An 18,310-nucleotide genomic window follows, 5' to 3' on the forward strand; every position below is an offset into this window, starting at 1 on the left:
GCCTCAAGCGCCGGCGAGGCTGGTTGGCCTCAAGCGTCGGCCGGGCTGTGTGGCCTCGGGCGTCGGCGAGGTTGAGTGGTTTTCAACGCCTGCGGGGTCGAGTGGCCGCAGGTGCCGGTCGGGGTGGAGTCTGTCGGGCCGGCCGGGCTCGTTGGTTTGTTGCCCGGCCGGTTTGTGTTGGGGTGGCCGGTCAGGGTTCCGTGATGCCGTTGATGCGGGCTACTGCGGCGGGGAGTTCGCCGAGGGATTCCAGGCGTAGGTCGGTGACCGCGAGGAGTTCGGGGTCGTCGGCGGTGAGGTAGCCCCAGGGGCCGCGGCGGACGTGGGCGGTGCGGAGGCCGGTGAGGTGGGCCGGGCGGACGTCGTTGTCGAGGCGGTCGCCGACGTAGAGGATCTCCTCGGCGGGGCACGGGCACTCGGCCACGAGGCGCTCGAAGAAGGCGGGCTCGGGCTTGCTGATGCCCCAGTCGTCGGAGGTCGCGAGCAGGTCCACGCCCAGGTCGAGGCCGCGCAGGATGACGCCCGCGTTCACGGTCTGATTGCCGACCACGCCGAGCCACAGGCGCTGGTCGCGCAGGGCCTTCAGGCACGGTCGGGTGTCGGCGTAGAGGTCTTCCTCGCCGAACCATTCGGGAAAGCCCGCCGCGGTGCGCGCGGCTCGTTCCGCGGTCAGGTCGAAGCCGGGCCGAAAGCGCTGGAACACCTCGCGATAGTCGAGGCCCTGCGCGATCACCGCCCCGAAGGTGGCCGCGAACGTGTGTCGGGGCACTCCGAGCCAGTCGGCCCACGTGCCGTATTCCCGCGTTTCGTCGACCAGGGTCTCGCCCACGTCGAACACCACGGCGCTGATTCGCATTACCGCTCCCCGCTGTCGTCGCCTGCCGGCCCCGTCTCCGGTTCGCCGTACCCTCCGTCCACCATGCGGGGTCCGGGCCTGTCAGGCCGAGCCCGACCGGGTTCGTCCGCCGTTGTGGCGGATTGTCCGATCGGCATGTGCCCGATGACGGAATCCTTGCCGTTGCCGGGCGCGGGAACACCCAGAAGGTACCGCTTGCCTGGGAGGCAAGCGACGTTCGGAAGTCGTATCCGGCCGATCTTGATCGAAATCGTTTTTCGATCGCGATTCGGCGTGATCAAGCGGCGTTTCTTTGATCGACCTCGATCGGTTGAACAGACTTTTCCGACCCCGCTCGGCGCATCGCCACCCCGTTGCGTACCCGGTCCACGCCGCGCAGGACCCACGGCGACGCGAGCGCGCCCAGCCCCATCACCGCGAGTCCCGCGACCACGTCCGCGAGGTAGTGGTTCGCGGTGCCCAACACCACCACGACCACGAAGAGCGGGTACAGCACGCCCAGGACCCGCAGCCCCCGACCGCGACCGTGCCGCCACAACTGCCACCCGCACCACGCGGCCCAGCCGACGTGCAGGGACGGCATCGCCGCGTACTCGTTGGTCATGTGCTCCATGCCGCGCGGCGCACTCGCGCCCTCGCCCCACCAGCCCCAGGACGCGAAGTGCGCCATGGTGTCGGTGAAGCCGTCGATCATCCGCGGCGGCGCGGTCGGGAAGAGCATGAAGCCCGCCAGCGAGACCACGGTCGCGATCGCCAGCGTGGTGCGCGCGCCCCGGTAGCGCTCCGGTCGGGACCGCCACAGCCAGAACAGCACCAGCGGGGTCACCACGTAGTGCAGCGTCGCGTACGCGTAGTCGCAGACCACGCCGATGAACACGTGGTTGGTGACGACCTGGTTGAGCAGCCGTTCGGGATCGAGGTGGGTGAGCGATTCGACGTGCAGTATTCGCTCGGCGTTGCGCATCGCGGCGTCCACGTCGCCGCGGACCACGAGCCGACTGAGCGAGTACGCCTCGTACAGCACCGCGATCAGCAGCAACTCGGTCCACCAGCGCGGGCGCCGGCGGACCGTGGTGGGGGTTGAGGGCATCCGTCCAGTCTGCAACACCCGTTGCCCGAACCCGGCACCGCGTCCGAGGGATCCCGGCCGATGCCCGCTCTCGCGGCCATTGATGACACGTGTCACACATGATAGAACGTGTTTCACTTTTGTGGCGGGGCAGGGCAGCCGCCGACAACAGGGCGGGGACCGGACGTCGGCAGGGACGCCCGGCCGCGCCGGTCGCACCTTGCGACATGGATACCGGAGGTTGTCGTGTCCGACTCCGACGAGGTCACCCGTCCGCAGACGAGTACGCGGGACCTGGCGACGGTGCACGATCAACTGCTCGCCTGGTTGACCGGCCGCCTGCCCGAGGGCGCGGCGCCGGAGATCTCCGAGCTCAAGGCCCCCTCCGGCAACGGCATGTCCAGCGAGACGCTGCTGTTCGACGCGACCTGGACCGTGGCCGGCGAGCGCCGCACCGAGCGCTGTGTGGTGCGGATGCGGCCGTCGATGGACGCCAAGCCGGTCTTCCCGACCTACGACCTGGACAAGCAGTACGCGGTACTGACCCTGGTCGGCGAGCGTTGTTCGATCCCGGTGCCCGCGCTGCTGTGGAACGAGCCGGACGAAGGTCCGCTCGGCGCCCCGTTCTTCGTGATGCGCCGGGCCGAGGGCGCCGCGCCGCCGGACGTGATGCCGTACACGATCGACGGCTGGATGCTCGCGGCCACGCCCGAGCAGCGCCGCCGGCTCCAGGAGGAGTCCGTCGCCGTCGTCGCCGCGATCCACGAAATCGCCGCGACTCCCGAGGAACTGGCCTTCCTCCAGTACGACGGTGCCGGGGAGACCGCGCTGCGCCGGCATCTGGACGACCTGCGCGCGTTCTACGAGTGGGGCATCGAGGGGCAGCGCGTCCCGCTCCTGGACCGTGCGTTCGCCTGGCTGGAGGACAACTTCCCGGCCGAGGTCGGCCCGGACGTGATCAGCTGGGGCGACGCACGGATCGGCAACATCCTGTACGTGGACTTCGAGCCGACCGCGGTCCTGGACTGGGAGATGGCCGCCGTCGGCCCGCGCGAGCTGGACATCGCCTGGATGATCTTCATCCACGCGTTCTTCCAGGACATCGCCACCCGCTACGGGATGCCGGGCCTGCCCGACCTCATGCGCACCGAGGACGTGTGCGCCCAATACGAGAAGCTCACCGGTTACGCACCGCGCGACATGCGGTACTTCGAGATGTACGCGGCGGTGCGGCACGGTGTGGTGATGGCCCGCATCGCGCACCGTCAATGGCACTTCGGCGAGCGTGAGCAACCGGCCGACCTGGACGAGACGGTGCTGCACCGCGGCCTGATCGAGGCGATGATCGCCGGCACCTACTGGGAGCGCGCCGACGGGAACTGACGCCCGGTCATCGCGACCCGCACACCCGCCGCGCGCCGGGTGCGCCCCCCGAGCCCGGCGGGTGCGCACCCGGACAAGATCCCGAGGGGTTAGGCTGGCCTCTTCACCATCATCCGAAACGGGCGCCGTGATCCGTGCGGGTGATCGTGTGTGACGGGCGACATCACGCGGACACGGTCCGTGTTGTTGTCGGTAGCATGAATCACCGGGGGCGACTCCGGGGGTAGCTGCCGGAGGTGCCGCATGACGATCGGGGGACTCGACCCGCCGGCCGGTGCGGGTGTGCCCAAGGGTGCGCCGCGAGCCGAGGGTGACGTTCCGAGCCGGAGCATGTCCGACCGCGTCGGACGACTCTCCCGCCGGCCTGTCCAACAACCCATCCAACGACTGGGTCTGGCCGCGGTCACCTTCCTCACCGGAAGCCGCCGACGCACGCCGGACGCGGTCGAACCGCTGCTCCAGGTGCATCGGGTGCACCACCCGAAGGCCGACGTGACGGCCATTCAGGAGGCGTACGCGGTCGCGGAGTTGTCCCATCGCGGGCAAATGCGCAAGAGCGGCGAGCCGTACATCACCCACCCGCTCGCGGTGGCCACCATCCTGGCCGAGCTGGGCGCGGACAGCACGACGCTGGTCGCGGCGCTGCTGCACGACACCGTCGAGGACACCGACCTGACCCTGGAAGAGGTCCGCGCGGCGTTCGGCGACGACGTCACGCACCTGGTCGACGGGGTGACCAAGCTGGAGCGGGTCGACCTGGGCGACCGGGCCGAGGCCGAGACGATGCGCAAGATCATCGTGGCCACCGGCCGGGACCTGCGGGTGACGGTGATCAAGCTGGCCGACCGGCTGCACAACATGCGCACGATCCGATATCGCCGCCGGGCCAGCCAGATCCGCACCGCCGAGGCCACGCAGGAGGTGTTCATCCCGCTCGCCGAGCGGTTGGGCATCCACGTGCTCAAGTCGGAGCTGGAGGACATCGTCTTCGCCACGCTCCGGCCCGAGGAGCACGCCGCGACCGCGCGCACCGTCGGCGCGAGCCAGGCGGCCACCGACGAGGCCGTGTCCAAGCTGTGCACGACCGTCAAACGCGCGCTGCGCGATGCCGGGATCGAGGCGGAGGTATCGCCGCGCGCGCGGCACCACGTATCCGTACGCCGAGTACAAAAGCGGCGCGGGCGCGAGGAACTGGGTCCGTTCGACCTCTCCCGGCTGATGATCGTGGTGGACGCGGACACCGACTGTTACGGCGCGCTCGGCGTACTGCACACCTGCTGGTCGCCGATCGCGGGCGAGTTCAAGGACTACATCGCCACCCCCAAGTTCAACCTCTACCAGTCGCTGCACACCGCGATCACGCTGCCCGAGGGCGACAAGGTCGAGGTGCTCATCCGTACCCGGCGCATGCATCGCCTGGCCGAGTTCGGCGTGGTCGCGCACACCGGCAAACCGGACACCGGGCCGGATGCCCCCGAGCAGCTCGCGTGGCTGCACCGACTGCTCGCGTGGCAGGGCGGCATCCCGGACGCGCACGTCTTCTGGAGCTCGCTGACCGCCGACCTGTCGGCGGACCGCGAGCTCCTGGTGTTCACCCCCGGTGGCCGCCCGCTCACCCTGCCCGCCGGGTCCACGTGTGTGGACGCGGCCTATGCGATCGACGAGCAGACCGGCCACCGATGTATCGGCGCGCAGATCAACGGCCGCCTGGTGGCCCTGAGTTCCGTCCTGGCGGACGGCGAGACGGTGTCCATCATCACCGCCCCGCCCGGCGCCGCGGCACCGTCCAAGGAATGGCTCTCGTTCGTCCGCAGCCCGCTGGCCCGAGTCGCGATCGAAGCCTGGCTGGCCAAGTACCCGCAGGGCCTGGAGGGTCGGATCGACCCCCTGCTGGCCCCGCCGCTGGGCAATCTGGCCGCCGCCGGCGAGGCCGCCCAGGGCGCACCCGCGACCGTCCCGGCCCCGGCCGGGCCCCCCGGCGACGCCGCGCAGGCCCCGGTACGGACCAGGCGCCCACTGTCCGACCCCGGCGAGGCCGTGGTCAGCGTGCCGGGATCGCCCGGAGCGCCGGTGCGACTGGCCCGCTGCTGCACCCCGGTCCCGCCGGACGAACTCGCCGGCTTCGTGATCCGCGGCGGCACCGTCGCGGTCCACCGGGCCGACTGCACCAACGTGCAACAGATGCGCCGCGCGGGCCGCGACGTGGTCGCCGCGTCGTGGCTGCCGCACCAGGCCGACCAGGGCTACCGGGTCACCGTGCAGATCGAGGCCCTGGACCGCCCCCGGCTGCTCGCCGACGTGACCGCCGCGATCGACGCGGAGGGCGCCGACATCACCTCGGCCTCGATCGCGCCGCCGCAGCAGATGCGCGTACGCCAGACCTACACGATCCGCCTGGCCGACCTCGCGACGCTGCCGAAACTGTTGCGGGCGCTGCGCCGAGTCCAGGGCGTCTACGACGTATACCGGGCCCGTCCGCGGGTGCACCCCAGGGTGGCGGACAACTAGGCCCGGTCCGGCGGATCCCGGTGGGCCGCGCCGCCCGACACCGCCGGGCGGTCCGTCCGGGCGGCCCGACTACTGCTGCGGTTGTTGGTGCTGTTCCCGCCGTCCCGGTGCGGCGGGTTCGGCCGTGTCGCCGCGCAGGATGTCGTTGAACCGGGCCAGGTGGTCGGCGAGGGCGCCCAGTTCCTCCTCGGGCCAGGAGGCGAACCGTTCCGCCATCACCGCGAGGCTGCGTTGGCGGGCGTCGGCCAGCCGCAGGTGGCCGGCGTCGGTGAGGGTGATCAGGTGCGACCGGCGGTTGCCGGGATCGGTGGTCCGGGTGATCAGCCGGGCCTCCTCGAGCGCGGTGAGCTGTCGGCTGATGGTGGTCTTGTCCAGGCTCAGCCGGCAGGCGAGTTCCTTGCCGGTGGAGGTGCCGCGTTCCTCCAGGTGGGCCAGCAGGTGGTATTCCGCCTGGGTGATCCCCGCCGCCTGCAACGGGGGAGCCATCAACAGCCGAATCAGCCGGGTGGCCGCACCGACCTCACGGACCACTCGCCGCTCAACGCTCTCCGACATCGCCTTGCTCCTCAACCGCCACGCGCCCTGAATGTGCGCCAAGAGTGCCCGAAACAGTTGCAAAACACAACAAGCTGTAAGGGCCATCCGAGTGCGGCCCCCGACACACCCCCGAACACACCCCGGGCGGCCCCGGACCGGCGGGTGCACCGCGCGTGGTCAGGGCAGGCCGGGCAGGTCCGGGAGGTCGGTGCCGACCCGGAGAGGGAAGTCGGGCCGGCGTTTTTCCAGGAAGGCTTGCACACCCTCCCGGACGTCGGCCGAGCCGCCGGTCCAGTGCAGCGCGCGGGACTCGTGCAGGTGGGCGGTTTCCGGGTCGGGGACGGTCTGCATGCCCCACAACAACCGCCGGGTCAGGGCGATGGCCACCGCCGGGGTGTTCTCCGCGATCGTGCGGGCCACCTCGCGAGCGCGCGGGAGCAGGTCCTCCGGCGGCACCGCCTCGCGGATCAGGCCGGCCTCCTTCGCCTCCGCCGCGTCGAAGACCCGGCCGGTGAAGCACCATTCGAGGGCCCGATCCAGACCCACCACCCGCGGCAGGAACCAGGTCGAACACCCGTCGGGGGTGATCCCGCGCCGGGCGAAGACGAAGCCGAACCGGGCGGCCGAGGAGGCGATCCGGATGTCCATCGGCAGCGTCATGGTCGCGCCCACGCCCACCGCCGGACCGTTGATCGCCGCGATCAGCGGCTTCTTCGAGCGGTACATCCGCAACACCAGTCGCCCGCCGTCGTCGCGGAACGCGTCCGCGTCGTCCACCGCGTTCTCGAATCGGCGCGCGTGTACGCCCGGGTCGAACGAGTCGGCGCCCAGCTCCAGGTCCGCTCCCGCGCAAAAGGCCCGCCCGCTTCCGGTGAACACCACCACGCGGACCTCGTCGTCCGCGTCCGCCCGGTCCAACGCGTGCGAGATCTCCTGCCGCATCCGGTGGGTGTACGCGTTCAGCCGCTCCGGCCGGTCCAGCGTCACGGTCAGCACGTTGTCCTCGACCGACGTCGAGATCTGCTCGTAGTCCACGCAAGCTCCCCGGTTGGCGCACGTGCCGGTGGTACCCGTTCGGCCACCCTGCCGGGTGATCATGTCGATTGCCAGGGTTCCCGCAGTGCGATCTCCGCACTAGCTTTGATGGGCTCCTACCCCGGTACCAGTCGCGCGCAGCGTGCAGGAGGTGGACCCACCGGATGCTGGATCGGACACAGGCCCTGGCCGAACTCACCGGACCCGAATCGGCCTACGCGATCGAGAGGGTCGTCCACGACGGCATCCCCTGGCGGGTCCTGAGCAAGGCCCCGCCGACGCTGCGCGCGGTCTTCGAGGACCTGGCGGCGTACGGGACCCGGGACGCGCTGGTCGCCGACGGCGAGCGGATCGACTACGCCGAGCAGCATCGACTGGTCGCCCACCTGGCCCGGTTCCTGGCCGTCGAGTGCGGTGTGCGGCGCGGCGACCGGGTGGCCATCGCGATGCGCAACCACCTCGAATGGCCGCTCGCGTTCTGGGCGACCCAGGTGATGGGCGCGGTCGCGGTGCCGCTCAACGCGTGGTGGACCGCCGACGAGCTTCGGTACGCCGTCGAGGACTCCGGCAGCACGGTGCTGATCTGCGACGGCGAACGGGCCGAGCTGATCCGCGGGCACCTGGATCCGAGCACGGCGCCCGAGGTGCTGGTGGTCCGTCCCGAGGAGCCGCCGGTCGCGGGCGAGCGGGACCTGTCCGCGCTGCTGCGCACCTTCACCGGCGAGTGCGCGCTGCCGGCGCAGGGGCCGCAGCCGTTCGACGACGCGACCATCCTGTACACCTCCGGCACCACCGGGAGGCCCAAGGGCGCGGTGGCCACGCACCACAACCACACCACCAACCTGCACACGATGCAGCTCGTGAAGGCCATCGGGCTGGCCCGACTGGGCCTGCCCACCGCCGAGTTGGCCAAGGGGCCGGCCGTGTTCGAGGAATCGGCCGCGGGCCTGCCGACGCCGAGCAATCTGCAGGTCTACCCGTTCTTCCACATCGCCGGACTGGCCGGGCTGTACATCGGTGCCGCGCAGGGCGCCAAGCTGTGTCTGCTGCACCACTGGGACACCGCCACGGCGCTGGAGTTGATCGAGACCGAGCGCATCACCACCGCCAACATGGTGCCCACGCTGCTGCGCCGGCTGGTCGAATCACCGCTGCGGGCCGGGCGCGACCTGTCCAGCCTGACCAGCCTGGGGACGGGCGGCTCGCCGGTGCCGCCGGACCTGGTCGGGCGGGTGGGCGCCATGTCCGGCAACCCCATCGTGCCGTTGAACGCCTACGGGATGACCGAGACCACGTGCGTGGTGGTGGCGAATTCGGGCGACGACTACCACGCCAATCCGGACAGCGTCGGCCGGCCGGTGCCCACGGTGGATCTGCGGGTGGCCGATCCGCTGACCGGCCAGGAGTTGCCGACCGGGCAAACCGGGGAGATCCGCTTCCGCGGCCCGCAGGTGGTGCGCGGCTACTGGAACCGGCCGCGGGAGAGCGAGGAGGCGTTCCCGGACGGGTGGTTCCGCACCGGGGACCTGGGCTACGTCGACGCCGAGGGCCTGTTGTACGTGGTGGACCGGCTCAAGGACGTGATCATCCGCGGCGGCGAGAACGTCTACTCGGCCGAGGTCGAGGCGGTCCTGTTCGAGCATCCGGCCATCGCCGACGTCGCGGTGGTCGGGGTGCCGCACCACGATCTGGGCGAGGAGGTGGCCGCCGTGGTCCTGCTGCACGTGGCGGGCGCGGTCACCGCGGCCGAACTGCGCGGGCACGTGGCGCGCCGGCTCGCCGCGTTCAAGGTGCCCACGCTGGTGCGGTTCACCGAGCGGGCGCTGCCGCGGAACGCGGTGGGCAAGGTACTCAAGCGCGAACTGCGGGACATGCTGACCCTGTGACGCCAAGCGCGCCGCCTCACGCCTCGTCCCGGAAGCCGTAGCCGTCGAGGCGATGCTCCCAGTAGGTGAGGTCGTCCCAGACCTCGATGACCAGCTCGTGATTGGGGCCCAGCACCCGGATCACGTCCGGGACGAGCGCACGCAGGTGCAGCACCGCGCCGACGAAGTTGCCCGCCTCGCCGTCCCGGCGGGCCCGTTCGCGGCGCACCCGCAGGGTCTCCAGGTGGTCGGTGCCCAGCACGTGGACCTGGTCCTGGAGCAGGTTCTTCAACAACTGCGCCGCCTCGGCCGGCCGGCCCGCCTCCCCGGTCCAGTGCGCCAGCGCCCGCCGGGCCCGCAGCGTGTCCGGGGACAGCGCGCCGCGCAACCGCCCGCCGTCGGAGATCACCCCGCGCAGCAGCGTGATCGCCGCGAGCGGGTCCCCGTCCTTGCCCAGCCGCGCGGCCAACTGCTCGCGCAGCAGCAGGGTATCCGGGTGGTCCACGCCGAACGCGCGCATGCGCTGCCCGAGTTCGGCCCGCAACACCTGCAGCGAATCGCTCGCGCGGACCGGGCGCGAGTCGGTCGTCTCGGAGACCAGCCGGACCGGCAGGTCCTGGGTCGGCTGCGGATCCATCGACGCGATCGGGTCCGAGGCCGGTATCCCCCACGGCTGCGGCGCGAGGTTGCGCGGTGGTACGACCGACAGCTCCAACAGTCGATCGCGCACCTCGGCCGCACTCGCCGGGCGGTTCTCCGGTCGTTTGGCGAGCAGCGCGAGCACGAGCGCGGCCAGGTCCTCGGGCACCTCCAGCCGGGTGTTGCGGACCGACTCGGGCGGCCGCTGCAGGTGGGCGGTCATCATCGAATGCGGCCGATCCAGGCCGAACGGCGGCGCACCGGTCAACAACTCGTGCAGCACGCAGCCGACGCTGTACAGGTCGGCCCGGCCGTCGATGCGACCGCCGAGGATCTGCTCGGGTGACATGTAGGCGGGTGTGCCGATCATGCTGCCGGGCATCGTGATGCCCGCGCGCGAGGAAACCTTCTCCATGTAGCGCGCTATGCCGAAGTCGAGCACCTTGACCACGCCGCGCGAGGTCACCATGACGTTCGCGGGCTTGATGTCGCGATGCAGCACGCCGCCCGCGTGCGCCACGTCCAGGCCGTCGCAGAGTTGGATCCCCCAGCCGACCACATGCCCCAGGGGCAACCACGCGCCGTCCGCGACGAGCTGGGCCATCGAGCGACCGGTGATCAGCTCCATCGCCAGGTACATGACCTTGCCGTCGGTCCGGCGCAGGTCGCCCGGTCCCGGGCCGAGCGCGGAGGTGATCTGCGCGTCGTGGTGTACCGTCTCGGCCTCGTGGGTGAACACCCGGGTCGCGGGATCGAGCCGTTCGTGATCGCCCGGCTCCGACTCGGTCGACCCGGTCGCCCCGGGAGCGGTGCGGTGTTCCACGACCGCCTTCCGGCCCTGGTCGTGCACGACGATGATGTTCGGCGAGGACAGCCCGCCGACGATGATCGCCTCCCGGCCGAATCGGTCCACGTTGTTGTTGGACGCCCCGAACGACTCCTTGAGCACCTTGACCGCGACGAACCGTTGCATCTTCTGGTCCCAGGCCCGCCACACGGTCGCGTTGCCTCCCGAGCCCAGCCTCTTGTCCAGCCGGTATCGGCTGCCAAGCCACAACTGAGCCACCGCAAACGCCTCCCCGTACGCGCCGTATGGATGTGATTCTTTCGTAGCAGCGTGCGTGCGGGGAACGGTATGCGACATCACCACTCGGACGCGGATCGGGTCGGCCGCACGGGGTTCGCCGAGACCTTCGATCACCCTGCGGTGACGACCGTTACTGTCGAGGCCATGACCGAGATCGTGGTGGTGAACTCGCCCGACGAGCCCCCGACGGCATGGGACGCGAGCGTCTTCCTGGCCGGGCCCACCCCCCGGGCGGCGCACGTGGCCTCCTGGCGTCCGGCGGCGCTGAAGCTGCTTCGGGAGCGGTGGCGCGGGCCGGGCCGGTTGGTGGTGTTCGTGCCCGAGCCCGGCGAGGGGCGGTCCTGGCCCACGCATCGGGTGCAGCGGGACTGGGAGTTGCGCAACCTGGACCGCAGCGACCGGGTGTTGTTCTGGATCCCGCGCGATCTGCGTGATCTGCCCGGGCTGACCACCAACGACGAGTGGGGTTGGCTCAAGGACTCGGGTCGCGCGGTGCTGGGCACCCCGCCGGACGCACCGCAGGTGCGTTATCAGCGGGCCTACGCGCTCGGCCACGACGTGCCGGTTCGCGACACGCTGCCCGAGACGGTGGACACCGTGCTGAAGGGGCTCGGAGTCGGCGCGCCGCGCACGGACGGCGAGCGGGACATCCCGCTGAACGTGTGGCTGACCCGGGCCTTCGAGGATTGGTACGCGGCCCAGCGGGCGGCGGGCAACACGCTGCTCGGCGGCCGGATCGCGTGGGTGTGGCGCAACGGCGCGGACACCTGGTTGTGGGCGGCGCAGGTGCGGGTGGCGATCGCCGCCGAGGCCGGCCGGGTCAAGGACGCCGAGGTGGTGCTCGGCCGGCCGGACGTGGCCGCGGTGGTGCTCTACCGGCGCGCCGAGCCGCTCTCGGCGAGCACCGTGGTGTTGGTGCGCGAGTTCCGGTCGGCGGCGCGTACCGCGGACGGCTTCGTCCACGAACTGCCGGGCGGGAGCGGGCGCACGGCGGCGGACGGGTGCGCCGAGGTGGTCCAGGAGACCGGTCTGGCACTGTCGCCCGAGCGGTTGCGCGCGCACGGCTCGCGGCAACTCGCCGGCACCCTGACGGCGCATCACGCGCACGTCTACTCGGCCGAACTGACCGAGGCGGAACTGGCCGTACTACGCAGCGACCCCGGCCCACATGGTGTGGCCGGGGACGGGGAACGCACTCACGTCGAGATCACGACGTACGGCGAACTGCTGCGCTGCGGGCGCGTCGACTGGTCGACGCTGGGGATGCTGGCGGCCGTGTTGGCAGGTGCCGCCGAGGATCAGCGGTAGTTGCCCGGACCCGTGCAGGGGGCGTGCCGCTCGACCAGGCAGACGGTGTCGTCGATGGTCATCAGCCGGCCGCCGACGATCTCCGGCGCGCGGAACGCGGGAGTCTGGACGGTGACGAGCGAGCGCGGGCTGAGTGCCGCGATGTACGGCTCGCCACAGCGGGTGCACATGGCCGGGGCGGTGAGGGTCTTCAACATGTCGTTCCTCCGAGACTGGTGACGTTAACCTTCCGTTCACCTTTGGTTCGGTCCCCAGTTTCCTTCTTGTATGAAGAAATGTCAACTGTGTTGGCCTACGGAGGTGGCGACCCATATGGCATCCTGACGGGGTGGACCACAAGGATGTCGATCAGCACCCCGATTCCGCCGGAGAGGGCCTGGTCCGGGCCGCGAAGGCGTATCGAAGGACCGAGAAGGCGCACGAAGAGGCGCGTCAGGAGCTCAAACGGGCGGCGGTGCGGGCGATAGCCGCCGGGGTCAAACAGTCCGAGGTGGTCAAGGTGACCGGGTGGACGCGTGAGTACCTGCGCCGGCTGAAGAAGGACAAGAAGGATCACGGCGACGACTGAGGCCGGGCCCCCGCGGGGATCCGGCCTCGTTCGTGCGTGCCCGGCGCGGTCCGGGCGGGTGGGGCTCAGGCGTTGTCGAGATCGTCCAGGTTCTCGAACTCGGGCAGGTCGGACAGGCCGGCCACGTCCTGGAGCGGGCACAACACGTGCCGCTCGACCACGTAGGTGGTGCCGGCCGCGTTGAACACGTGGCCGGACACGGGGGCGTCGATGCGCGACAGGTAGCGCCGCTGGGTGGGGATGAGCTGGGCGATGTAGGGCTCGTTGCAGCGGGTGCAGGTGGCCGGGGTCGCGGTCGGCGAGGCCGAGGCGTAGCGGTCGAGCGCGTGCACGAGCCGGTCGGCCAGGTGCGCGGCGGTGCGCTGGGTGGTGGCCACCCGGGTGGTGTCGCCCGCCTCGCGCGATTCGGCGCACGCGCGCATCGCGTCGCCGATCCGGCGCAGGGCGACCTTGTGGAACGGCGGCGCGTCGCTCGCGAGCGCGTCCGCGCGGTCGGCGATCGAACCGGCGGAACCGGCGAAGGCGGGGTGCCGCTGGGCGCCGTCGGCGCCGAGGGCCGAGACATCGGCGGCAAGGCCGCGCAGCGCGGCCACGTGCTCGGGCGTCAAGGTCATGGTGTGCCGTTCCTTTCTGCCGTCCGACGGGAGGCAACTCATCCATAGTGAACAGATTCGATCAATAAACGCCATGGAATGTGACGATCGGCACGTTGGTGCCCGGTTTGCTCCTGTTTGTCGAGAGGTAAGCCCGGGCGAAGCCCGCGGCCTCGATGGTGCGAAGCCCCCGATGTCGTAACGGTTGCGGCGACGTAACCATTACGCAATGGCCGAAAAGATCCCCTTGTGACCGATGAAGTCCGGGGAGGAGGGTCTCGACCAACATCGTTTTAGGGGGAATGTATGCGCACCATCAAAGTCGGGCTGATCGCGGTGATGTTGACCTGCGCGGTCGGGGCGTGTGGGAGCGACGGGGACAGCGGTTTCGGGGGTCTGGGGGCCCCGAAGACCACCGGTGCGAGCTCGGACGCCACGCCGACGGGGAAGACGCCGACGAGCCGGGCCACCGACGACGACACGCCGGCGCCGCCCGCCACCGAGCGCCCGACCACGTCGCGCCCGCGCACCACGGCGCCGGCCTCGCCGACCTCGACCGGGGCGGGCCGCGGCGACTGGAGCTCGCTCTACTCGACGAACTTCCTCAACGGGTGCCTGAGCACGTCGAACAACAACACGAAGTACTGCAACTGCGCGCTGACCGAACTCCAGGGCAAGTACAGCCAGGCCCAGATGAACGCGTTCGACCAGGAGTACGCGCGGACCAACAAGCTGCCGTCCGAGTTGCAGACCACCGTGCAGAGGTGCCTGAACACCTGAGCGCACCCGACGCCGGCCGAGTCGTCCGGGGGCGCGACCGACCGGCGTGAACGGGCCCTCCCGGGCCGCGAGCGATCGCGGCCCGGGAGGGCCCGCGCTCAGTGCGGGATCGCGTCGATCAGCGCGCGGGCACCCCGGGCCAGCAGGTCGCCGGCCACGACGACGCCGAGCTTGTCCGGCTCGCCCCCGTGGTCGGTGGCCTCCAGCAGCCGTGCGCCGTCGGGGGAGTACACCGCCGCGTGCAGTATCAGGCCGGCCTCGGTGTTCGTGCAGTAGGCGGCGATCGGGCTGTGGCAGTGGCCGCGCAGCTCGCGCAGCAGGGCCCGCTCGGCCTCGACACAGGCCCGGGTGGGTGCGTCGTCCAGGGTCCGCGCGGCGGCCAGGACGGTCGGATCGTCGCTGCGGCACTGGAGGGCCAGCACGCCGGCGCCGACCGCGGGCAACATCTGACCGGTGGTCAGGATCTGGGTGATGCGCCGTCCTTCGCCGATGCGTTCCAGGCCCGCGACGGCCAGGATCAGCGCGTCGAACTCGCCCGCGTCGAGCTTGGCCAGCCGGGTGTTCGCCGAGCCGCGGACCGGCAGCGGGGTCAACCGAGGGTGGCTGCGCCGCAGTTGCGCGGCGCGCCGGACCGAACTGGTGCCCACCCGGGCGCCGGGCGGCAGCTCGGCCAACCGCGCGCCGACCACGCAGTCGTGCACGTCGTCCCGGGGCAGGTAGGCGGCCACGGTGAGCCCGTCGGGCAGCGGCACGTCGCCGGGCATGTCCTTGAGGCAGTGCACGACCAGGTCCACCTCCCCGTCGAGCTGTGCGCGGTCGAGTTCCTTGACGAACGCGCCCTTGCCGCCGAGTTCGGCGAGGCTGCCGCCCCAGCGGTCGCCGCTGGTGGACATCGGGACGACGACGGGTTCGTGCGGATGCCGGGGCAACAGGGAGGCGACGAGCCGAGCCTGGGCGAGGGCCATGGGGGAGGACCGGGTACCGATGCGGAGCTGCATGGCCGACACGCTAAGGCTGCGACGCGCGTGGCACCGCATTTTGGCCGGGTCCGATCCCTCGAAGGTGGGACGCCGACCCGCGCACCCGTCGGGAGGAGCCGGGCGGCCCTTCCGTTCGGCCCAATCCCCGTGTCCTTCCGGCGGTTCGCCGCGTTGGCGATTCGCGCCGCCTCGGCGTTCGAGACCGTCCGCATCGAGACAAGGAACCGTCCCCATGCAGCGCATCGTCCGCGGCCTGTTGGTCAGCACGACCGTCATCGCGACCCCCGTCGTCGGCGCGACCATGGCGCTCGCCGCACCGGCCGGCACCGAGACGCACACGGTCCGGGCGCACCCGATCGACGCGGCGGGCGGCCTCTGCGGCAACACGGCCGACCTGGTGGGCGTCATCAACCCGGCCTTCGGTCAGCGCTGCTGACGCTCGGCGGCGGGTCGGGCGCCCGGCCGGCCGGCACGGGCCGCGCGCCGCGCCCGGACCCAGCCGAGGGCGGGCGTGCGAACGGCCGCACCGGGCGGGGCCGTGACTCCCCGGCCCGACGCGGCCGCGCTTTCGGTCAGAGCGCGAGATCCGCGCTCAGCCGCAGGTCGCCCAGGGAACGGCCGACGCGCAGCGTGTAGGTGCCCGGCGTGGTGGTCCACGCCGCGCGCTGCTCGTCCCACCGGGCCAGCGTGCGTGCGTCGATCTCCACGACGGTGGTGACCTGCGCGCCCGCCTCGGCGTCGATCGCGGCGAAGCCGACCAGGCGGATCGGCTCCGCCCGGCCCATCAGCGTGCCGTCCGCGGTCTCCAGGTAGACCTGCACCACCTCGCGGCCCGCCCGCTCGCCGGTGTTGGCCACGGTGATCTCCACCCGCACCCCGCTCGCGTCGCCCTTGACCGCGACCTCCCGGTAGGCCCAGGTCGTGTAGCCCAGGCCGTGCCCGAACGGGTACGCCGGCGCCACGTCGCCCAGGGCCCAGGCGCGGTAGCCGATGTTGCTGGACTGCACCGCGTAGTGGTGCTCGTCGTCGTTCACCCGGGCCGTGGAGTAGACCGGCACGTCGGCCTCGGCCGCCGGGTAGGTCGTGGGCAGCCGGCCACCCGGCTCCACCACGCCGGTGAGCACGTCGCCCAGCGCCGCGCCGCCCTCCTGGCCGGGCAACCACGCCCACAACACGGCGGCCACCTCGTCCCGCCACGGCATCAGCACGGGCGAACCCGCGTTGACCACCACGACGGTCCTCGGGTTGACCGCCGCGACCCGGCGGACCAGCTCGTCGGAGCGGCCCGGCAGCGCCAGGTTCGCGCGGTCGAAGCCCTCCGACTCGATGTCGTCGGTGGTGCCGACCACGACCACGGCGACATCGGCGGCGCGCGCCGCCTCGACCGCGGCCGCCAACTCGGCCTCCTCGGACCGGCGCGGGTTCGCCCAGCCCAGACCGAGCGCGGCCATGTAGAACTGCTCGCCCTGGCTGAAGTCGACCCGGATCCCGATCGGCGTGCCGGCCGTCGCCTCGATCTCGATGCGGGTGGCCTCGGGACGCATGATCATCTCGATCACGTCGGTGCCTTCGGGCGGCGTCATGTCCACGGTGCGGGTCGCACCGTCGATGCTGACCTCGAACCGGCCCGCGCCGCGCACGTCCAGGATGTTGGTCCCGGATTCGGCCGGGGTGATCGTCGTACGCAGCCGGATCACCGCCGCCCCGGCGGGAATGTTGTCCGGCCAGAACATCAGGTTCGAGCCCAGCCGGTGCTCGGAGGAGAGCACGGTGCCTGCCGCGTCGAGGAATTCGGCCCGCAGGCCCGGCTCGCCGGTCTCCGGGTCGGCGGCCGTCCCCAGGTCCAGGTCGGCCAGCGCCCGGTGGGTGAACGCGCCCTCGGTGACCGTCAGTTCGACGTTCTCGCCGAGTGCGGCCCGCAGGCCCTCGGGGATCGAGACCACGTGCTCGGGGTTCACGTGCGCACTGCCGCCACCCTGCGCGGACAGCCGCAACGCGTTCGGGCCGATCAGCGCGACCCGGGACAGCGCCGCGGCGTCGAGCGGGAGCGCGCCGTCGTTGCCGAGCAGCACCATCGCCTGCGCCGAGATCGCGCGCAGAGTGGCCACCGCGTCCGCAGGGGTCGTGGTCGTGGCCGGGGTGCGGTCGCCCAGCACGCCCACCCGGGCGGCCAGCCGCAGGACCCGGGTGACCCGCTCGTCGATCAGCGATTCGGCGACCCGACCCTCGCGCACGGCGGCCAGCAGCGGCGCGCCCCACACCTCGGAGGGGCCGGGCATCGCGACGTCGGTGCCGCCCGCGGCGGCGGCCTCGGTGGAGCGAACCGCCATCCAGTCCGAGATCACCACGCCGTCGAAGCCCCACTCGTCCTTGAGCACGTCGTCGACCAGGCGCGAGTTCTCGGTCATCGTCTCGCCGTTGACCCGGTTGTACGCACTCATCACCAGCCAGACCCGACCGGTGCGCACGGCCTCCTCGAACGGCACCAGATAGACCTCGCGCAGCGAGCGCTCGTCGATCCGCGAGTCGTAGGACATCCGGTCGTCCTCGGTCTCGTTGCCGACGAAGTGCTTGATCGTGGCCCCGACACCGGCGGACTGCACGCCCTCGATGAAGGCGGTCGCGATCCGCGCGGTCAGCAGCGGGTCCTCGGAGTAGCACTCGAAGTGCCGACCGCCCAGCGGGCTGCGGTGCAGGTTCACGGTCGGCGCCAGCAGGACGTGGATGTCCTTGTCCCGGGTCTGCGCGCCCATGACGAAACCGGCCCGGCGGGTGACCTCGGGGTCCCAGGCGGCGGCGAGCGCCGTGGGGCTGGGGAACAGCAGCGAGGTCTCGCGCTCGTCCCAGGTGACACCGCGGACGCCGACCGGGCCGTCCGAGACGCGCAGCTTGCGCAGGCCGATGCTCGGGATCTCGGGAAGCGACCAGAAGTCCTCGCCGACGATCAGCGAGAGCTTCTCCTCCAGGGTCAGCCGCGCCACCAGGTCGCGCAGCTCGTCCTCGGTGGCCTCGTTGCCGGTGGGTGTGGGGTGAGACGCCATGGTTCGCCTTCCGCTCGCGTGCCTGATCGGACCCGTGGTCCGGGCGACCCGCCGATCGAGT

The 18,310-nt window shown here is 71.6% G+C and carries 16 protein-coding genes; 7 read left to right on the forward strand and 9 right to left on the reverse strand.

The features are described 5' to 3' along the window. Positions 1-190 precede the first annotated feature (190 nt). Both ACH4U8_RS15885 and ACH4U8_RS15890 read right to left on the reverse strand, forming a co-directional pair. A complete protein-coding gene (locus ACH4U8_RS15885) occupies positions 191-856 on the reverse strand; it encodes an HAD family hydrolase (protein ID WP_360307632.1) in 666 nt (221 codons plus the stop codon). A gap of 277 nt (positions 857-1,133) precedes the next feature. Beyond that, on the reverse strand, positions 1,134-1,946 hold the full coding sequence (locus ACH4U8_RS15890) for a phosphatase PAP2 family protein (protein ID WP_360307635.1): 813 nt from the start codon (positions 1,944-1,946) through the stop codon (positions 1,134-1,136). 225 nt (positions 1,947-2,171) lie between these two features. Here ACH4U8_RS15890 and ACH4U8_RS15895 point away from each other — a divergent pair, with 225 nt between their 5' ends. Both ACH4U8_RS15895 and ACH4U8_RS15900 read left to right on the forward strand, forming a co-directional pair. Continuing rightward, positions 2,172-3,308 (forward strand): phosphotransferase family protein, encoded by a 1,137-nt coding sequence (locus ACH4U8_RS15895; RefSeq protein WP_395778387.1) that lies wholly within the window; start codon positions 2,172-2,174, stop codon positions 3,306-3,308. A 243-nt stretch (positions 3,309-3,551) separates the two neighbouring features. Further along, complete coding sequence (locus ACH4U8_RS15900) at positions 3,552-5,816, forward strand: RelA/SpoT family protein (RefSeq protein ID WP_395778389.1); 2,265 nt, start codon at positions 3,552-3,554, stop codon at positions 5,814-5,816. A 69-nt stretch (positions 5,817-5,885) separates the two neighbouring features. Here ACH4U8_RS15900 and ACH4U8_RS15905 read toward each other — a convergent pair whose 3' ends face one another. After that, entirely contained in the window at positions 5,886-6,371 is a 486-nt protein-coding gene (locus tag ACH4U8_RS15905; RefSeq protein ID WP_360307644.1) for a MarR family transcriptional regulator, read from the reverse strand. A gap of 159 nt (positions 6,372-6,530) precedes the next feature. Further along, the gene (locus ACH4U8_RS15910) at positions 6,531-7,388 is read right to left on the reverse strand and encodes an enoyl-CoA hydratase-related protein (RefSeq protein ID WP_395778391.1); all 858 of its coding nucleotides are present in this window, start codon (positions 7,386-7,388) and stop codon (positions 6,531-6,533) included. A gap of 164 nt (positions 7,389-7,552) precedes the next feature. On the opposite strand from ACH4U8_RS15910, the gene ACH4U8_RS15915 reads away from it, so the two are divergent. Next, positions 7,553-9,274 carry a class I adenylate-forming enzyme family protein gene (locus ACH4U8_RS15915; protein WP_395778393.1) on the forward strand — a complete coding sequence of 574 codons (1,722 nt, stop codon included), beginning with the start codon at positions 7,553-7,555 and terminating at the stop codon, positions 9,272-9,274. 16 nt (positions 9,275-9,290) lie between these two features. Here the strand turns inward: ACH4U8_RS15915 and ACH4U8_RS15920 are convergent, their stop codons facing one another. Continuing rightward, entirely contained in the window at positions 9,291-10,958 is a 1,668-nt protein-coding gene (locus ACH4U8_RS15920; RefSeq protein WP_395778395.1) for a protein kinase, read from the reverse strand. Positions 10,959-11,123: 165 nt separating this feature from the next. On the opposite strand from ACH4U8_RS15920, the gene ACH4U8_RS15925 reads away from it, so the two are divergent. Next, positions 11,124-12,287 (forward strand): nucleoside 2-deoxyribosyltransferase domain-containing protein, encoded by a 1,164-nt coding sequence (locus ACH4U8_RS15925; protein ID WP_395778397.1) that lies wholly within the window; start codon positions 11,124-11,126, stop codon positions 12,285-12,287. Here ACH4U8_RS15925 and ACH4U8_RS15930 read toward each other — a convergent pair. Then, complete coding sequence (locus ACH4U8_RS15930; protein ID WP_360307659.1) at positions 12,278-12,484, reverse strand: hypothetical protein; 207 nt, start codon at positions 12,482-12,484, stop codon at positions 12,278-12,280. The genes ACH4U8_RS15925 and ACH4U8_RS15930 overlap by 10 nt on opposite strands. A 131-nt stretch (positions 12,485-12,615) precedes the next feature. Here ACH4U8_RS15930 and ACH4U8_RS15935 point away from each other — a divergent pair, with 131 nt between their 5' ends. Further along, on the forward strand, positions 12,616-12,855 hold the full coding sequence (locus tag ACH4U8_RS15935; protein ID WP_360307662.1) for a hypothetical protein: 240 nt from the start codon (positions 12,616-12,618) through the stop codon (positions 12,853-12,855). A 65-nt stretch (positions 12,856-12,920) separates the two neighbouring features. Here ACH4U8_RS15935 and ACH4U8_RS15940 read toward each other — a convergent pair whose 3' ends face one another. Then, the gene (locus ACH4U8_RS15940; protein WP_360307665.1) at positions 12,921-13,469 is read right to left on the reverse strand and encodes a hypothetical protein; all 549 of its coding nucleotides are present in this window, start codon (positions 13,467-13,469) and stop codon (positions 12,921-12,923) included. A gap of 285 nt (positions 13,470-13,754) precedes the next feature. Here ACH4U8_RS15940 and ACH4U8_RS15945 point away from each other — a divergent pair, with 285 nt between their 5' ends. Next, positions 13,755-14,228, forward strand: a complete 474-nt coding sequence (locus ACH4U8_RS15945) for a hypothetical protein (protein ID WP_360307668.1) — start codon at positions 13,755-13,757, stop codon at positions 14,226-14,228. 98 nt (positions 14,229-14,326) lie between these two features. Here ACH4U8_RS15945 and hemC read toward each other — a convergent pair whose 3' ends face one another. Then, positions 14,327-15,226 (reverse strand): hydroxymethylbilane synthase, encoded by a 900-nt coding sequence (gene hemC / locus ACH4U8_RS15950; RefSeq protein ID WP_395778399.1) that lies wholly within the window; start codon positions 15,224-15,226, stop codon positions 14,327-14,329. Between the two features lie 214 nt (positions 15,227-15,440). On the opposite strand from hemC, the gene ACH4U8_RS15955 reads away from it, so the two are divergent. Then, entirely contained in the window at positions 15,441-15,644 is a 204-nt protein-coding gene (locus tag ACH4U8_RS15955) for a chaplin family protein (protein ID WP_395778401.1), read from the forward strand. Positions 15,645-15,780: 136 nt separating this feature from the next. Here the strand turns inward: ACH4U8_RS15955 and ACH4U8_RS15960 are convergent, their stop codons facing one another. Then, positions 15,781-18,249 (reverse strand): beta-glucosidase, encoded by a 2,469-nt coding sequence (locus ACH4U8_RS15960; protein ID WP_395778403.1) that lies wholly within the window; start codon positions 18,247-18,249, stop codon positions 15,781-15,783. Positions 18,250-18,310: the final 61 nt, after the last annotated feature.

Origin of the sequence: Embleya sp. NPDC020886 (assembly GCF_044333915.1) — a bacterium.
Classification (GTDB): Bacteria; Actinomycetota; Actinomycetes; order Streptomycetales; family Streptomycetaceae; genus Embleya.

Bases quoted from the DNA above. Each gene is read 5' to 3' on its own strand.
- ACH4U8_RS15885 (WP_360307632.1), bottom strand. From the start codon at position 856: ATGCGAATCAGCGCCGTGGTGTTCGACGTGGGCGAGACCCTGGTCGAC.
- ACH4U8_RS15890 (WP_360307635.1), bottom strand. From the start codon at position 1,946: ATGCCCTCAACCCCCACCACGGTCCGCCGGCGCCCGCGCTGGTGGACC.
- ACH4U8_RS15900 (WP_395778389.1), top strand. From the start codon at position 3,552: ATGACGATCGGGGGACTCGACCCGCCGGCCGGTGCGGGTGTGCCCAAG.
- ACH4U8_RS15905 (WP_360307644.1), bottom strand. From the start codon at position 6,371: ATGTCGGAGAGCGTTGAGCGGCGAGTGGTCCGTGAGGTCGGTGCGGCC.
- ACH4U8_RS15915 (WP_395778393.1), top strand. From the start codon at position 7,553: ATGCTGGATCGGACACAGGCCCTGGCCGAACTCACCGGACCCGAATCG.
- ACH4U8_RS15925 (WP_395778397.1), top strand. From the start codon at position 11,124: ATGACCGAGATCGTGGTGGTGAACTCGCCCGACGAGCCCCCGACGGCA.
- ACH4U8_RS15930 (WP_360307659.1), bottom strand. From the start codon at position 12,484: ATGTTGAAGACCCTCACCGCCCCGGCCATGTGCACCCGCTGTGGCGAG.
- ACH4U8_RS15940 (WP_360307665.1), bottom strand. From the start codon at position 13,469: ATGACCTTGACGCCCGAGCACGTGGCCGCGCTGCGCGGCCTTGCCGCC.
- ACH4U8_RS15945 (WP_360307668.1), top strand. From the start codon at position 13,755: ATGCGCACCATCAAAGTCGGGCTGATCGCGGTGATGTTGACCTGCGCG.
- hemC (WP_395778399.1), bottom strand. From the start codon at position 15,226: ATGCAGCTCCGCATCGGTACCCGGTCCTCCCCCATGGCCCTCGCCCAG.
- ACH4U8_RS15955 (WP_395778401.1), top strand. From the start codon at position 15,441: ATGCAGCGCATCGTCCGCGGCCTGTTGGTCAGCACGACCGTCATCGCG.
- ACH4U8_RS15960 (WP_395778403.1), bottom strand. From the start codon at position 18,249: ATGGCGTCTCACCCCACACCCACCGGCAACGAGGCCACCGAGGACGAG.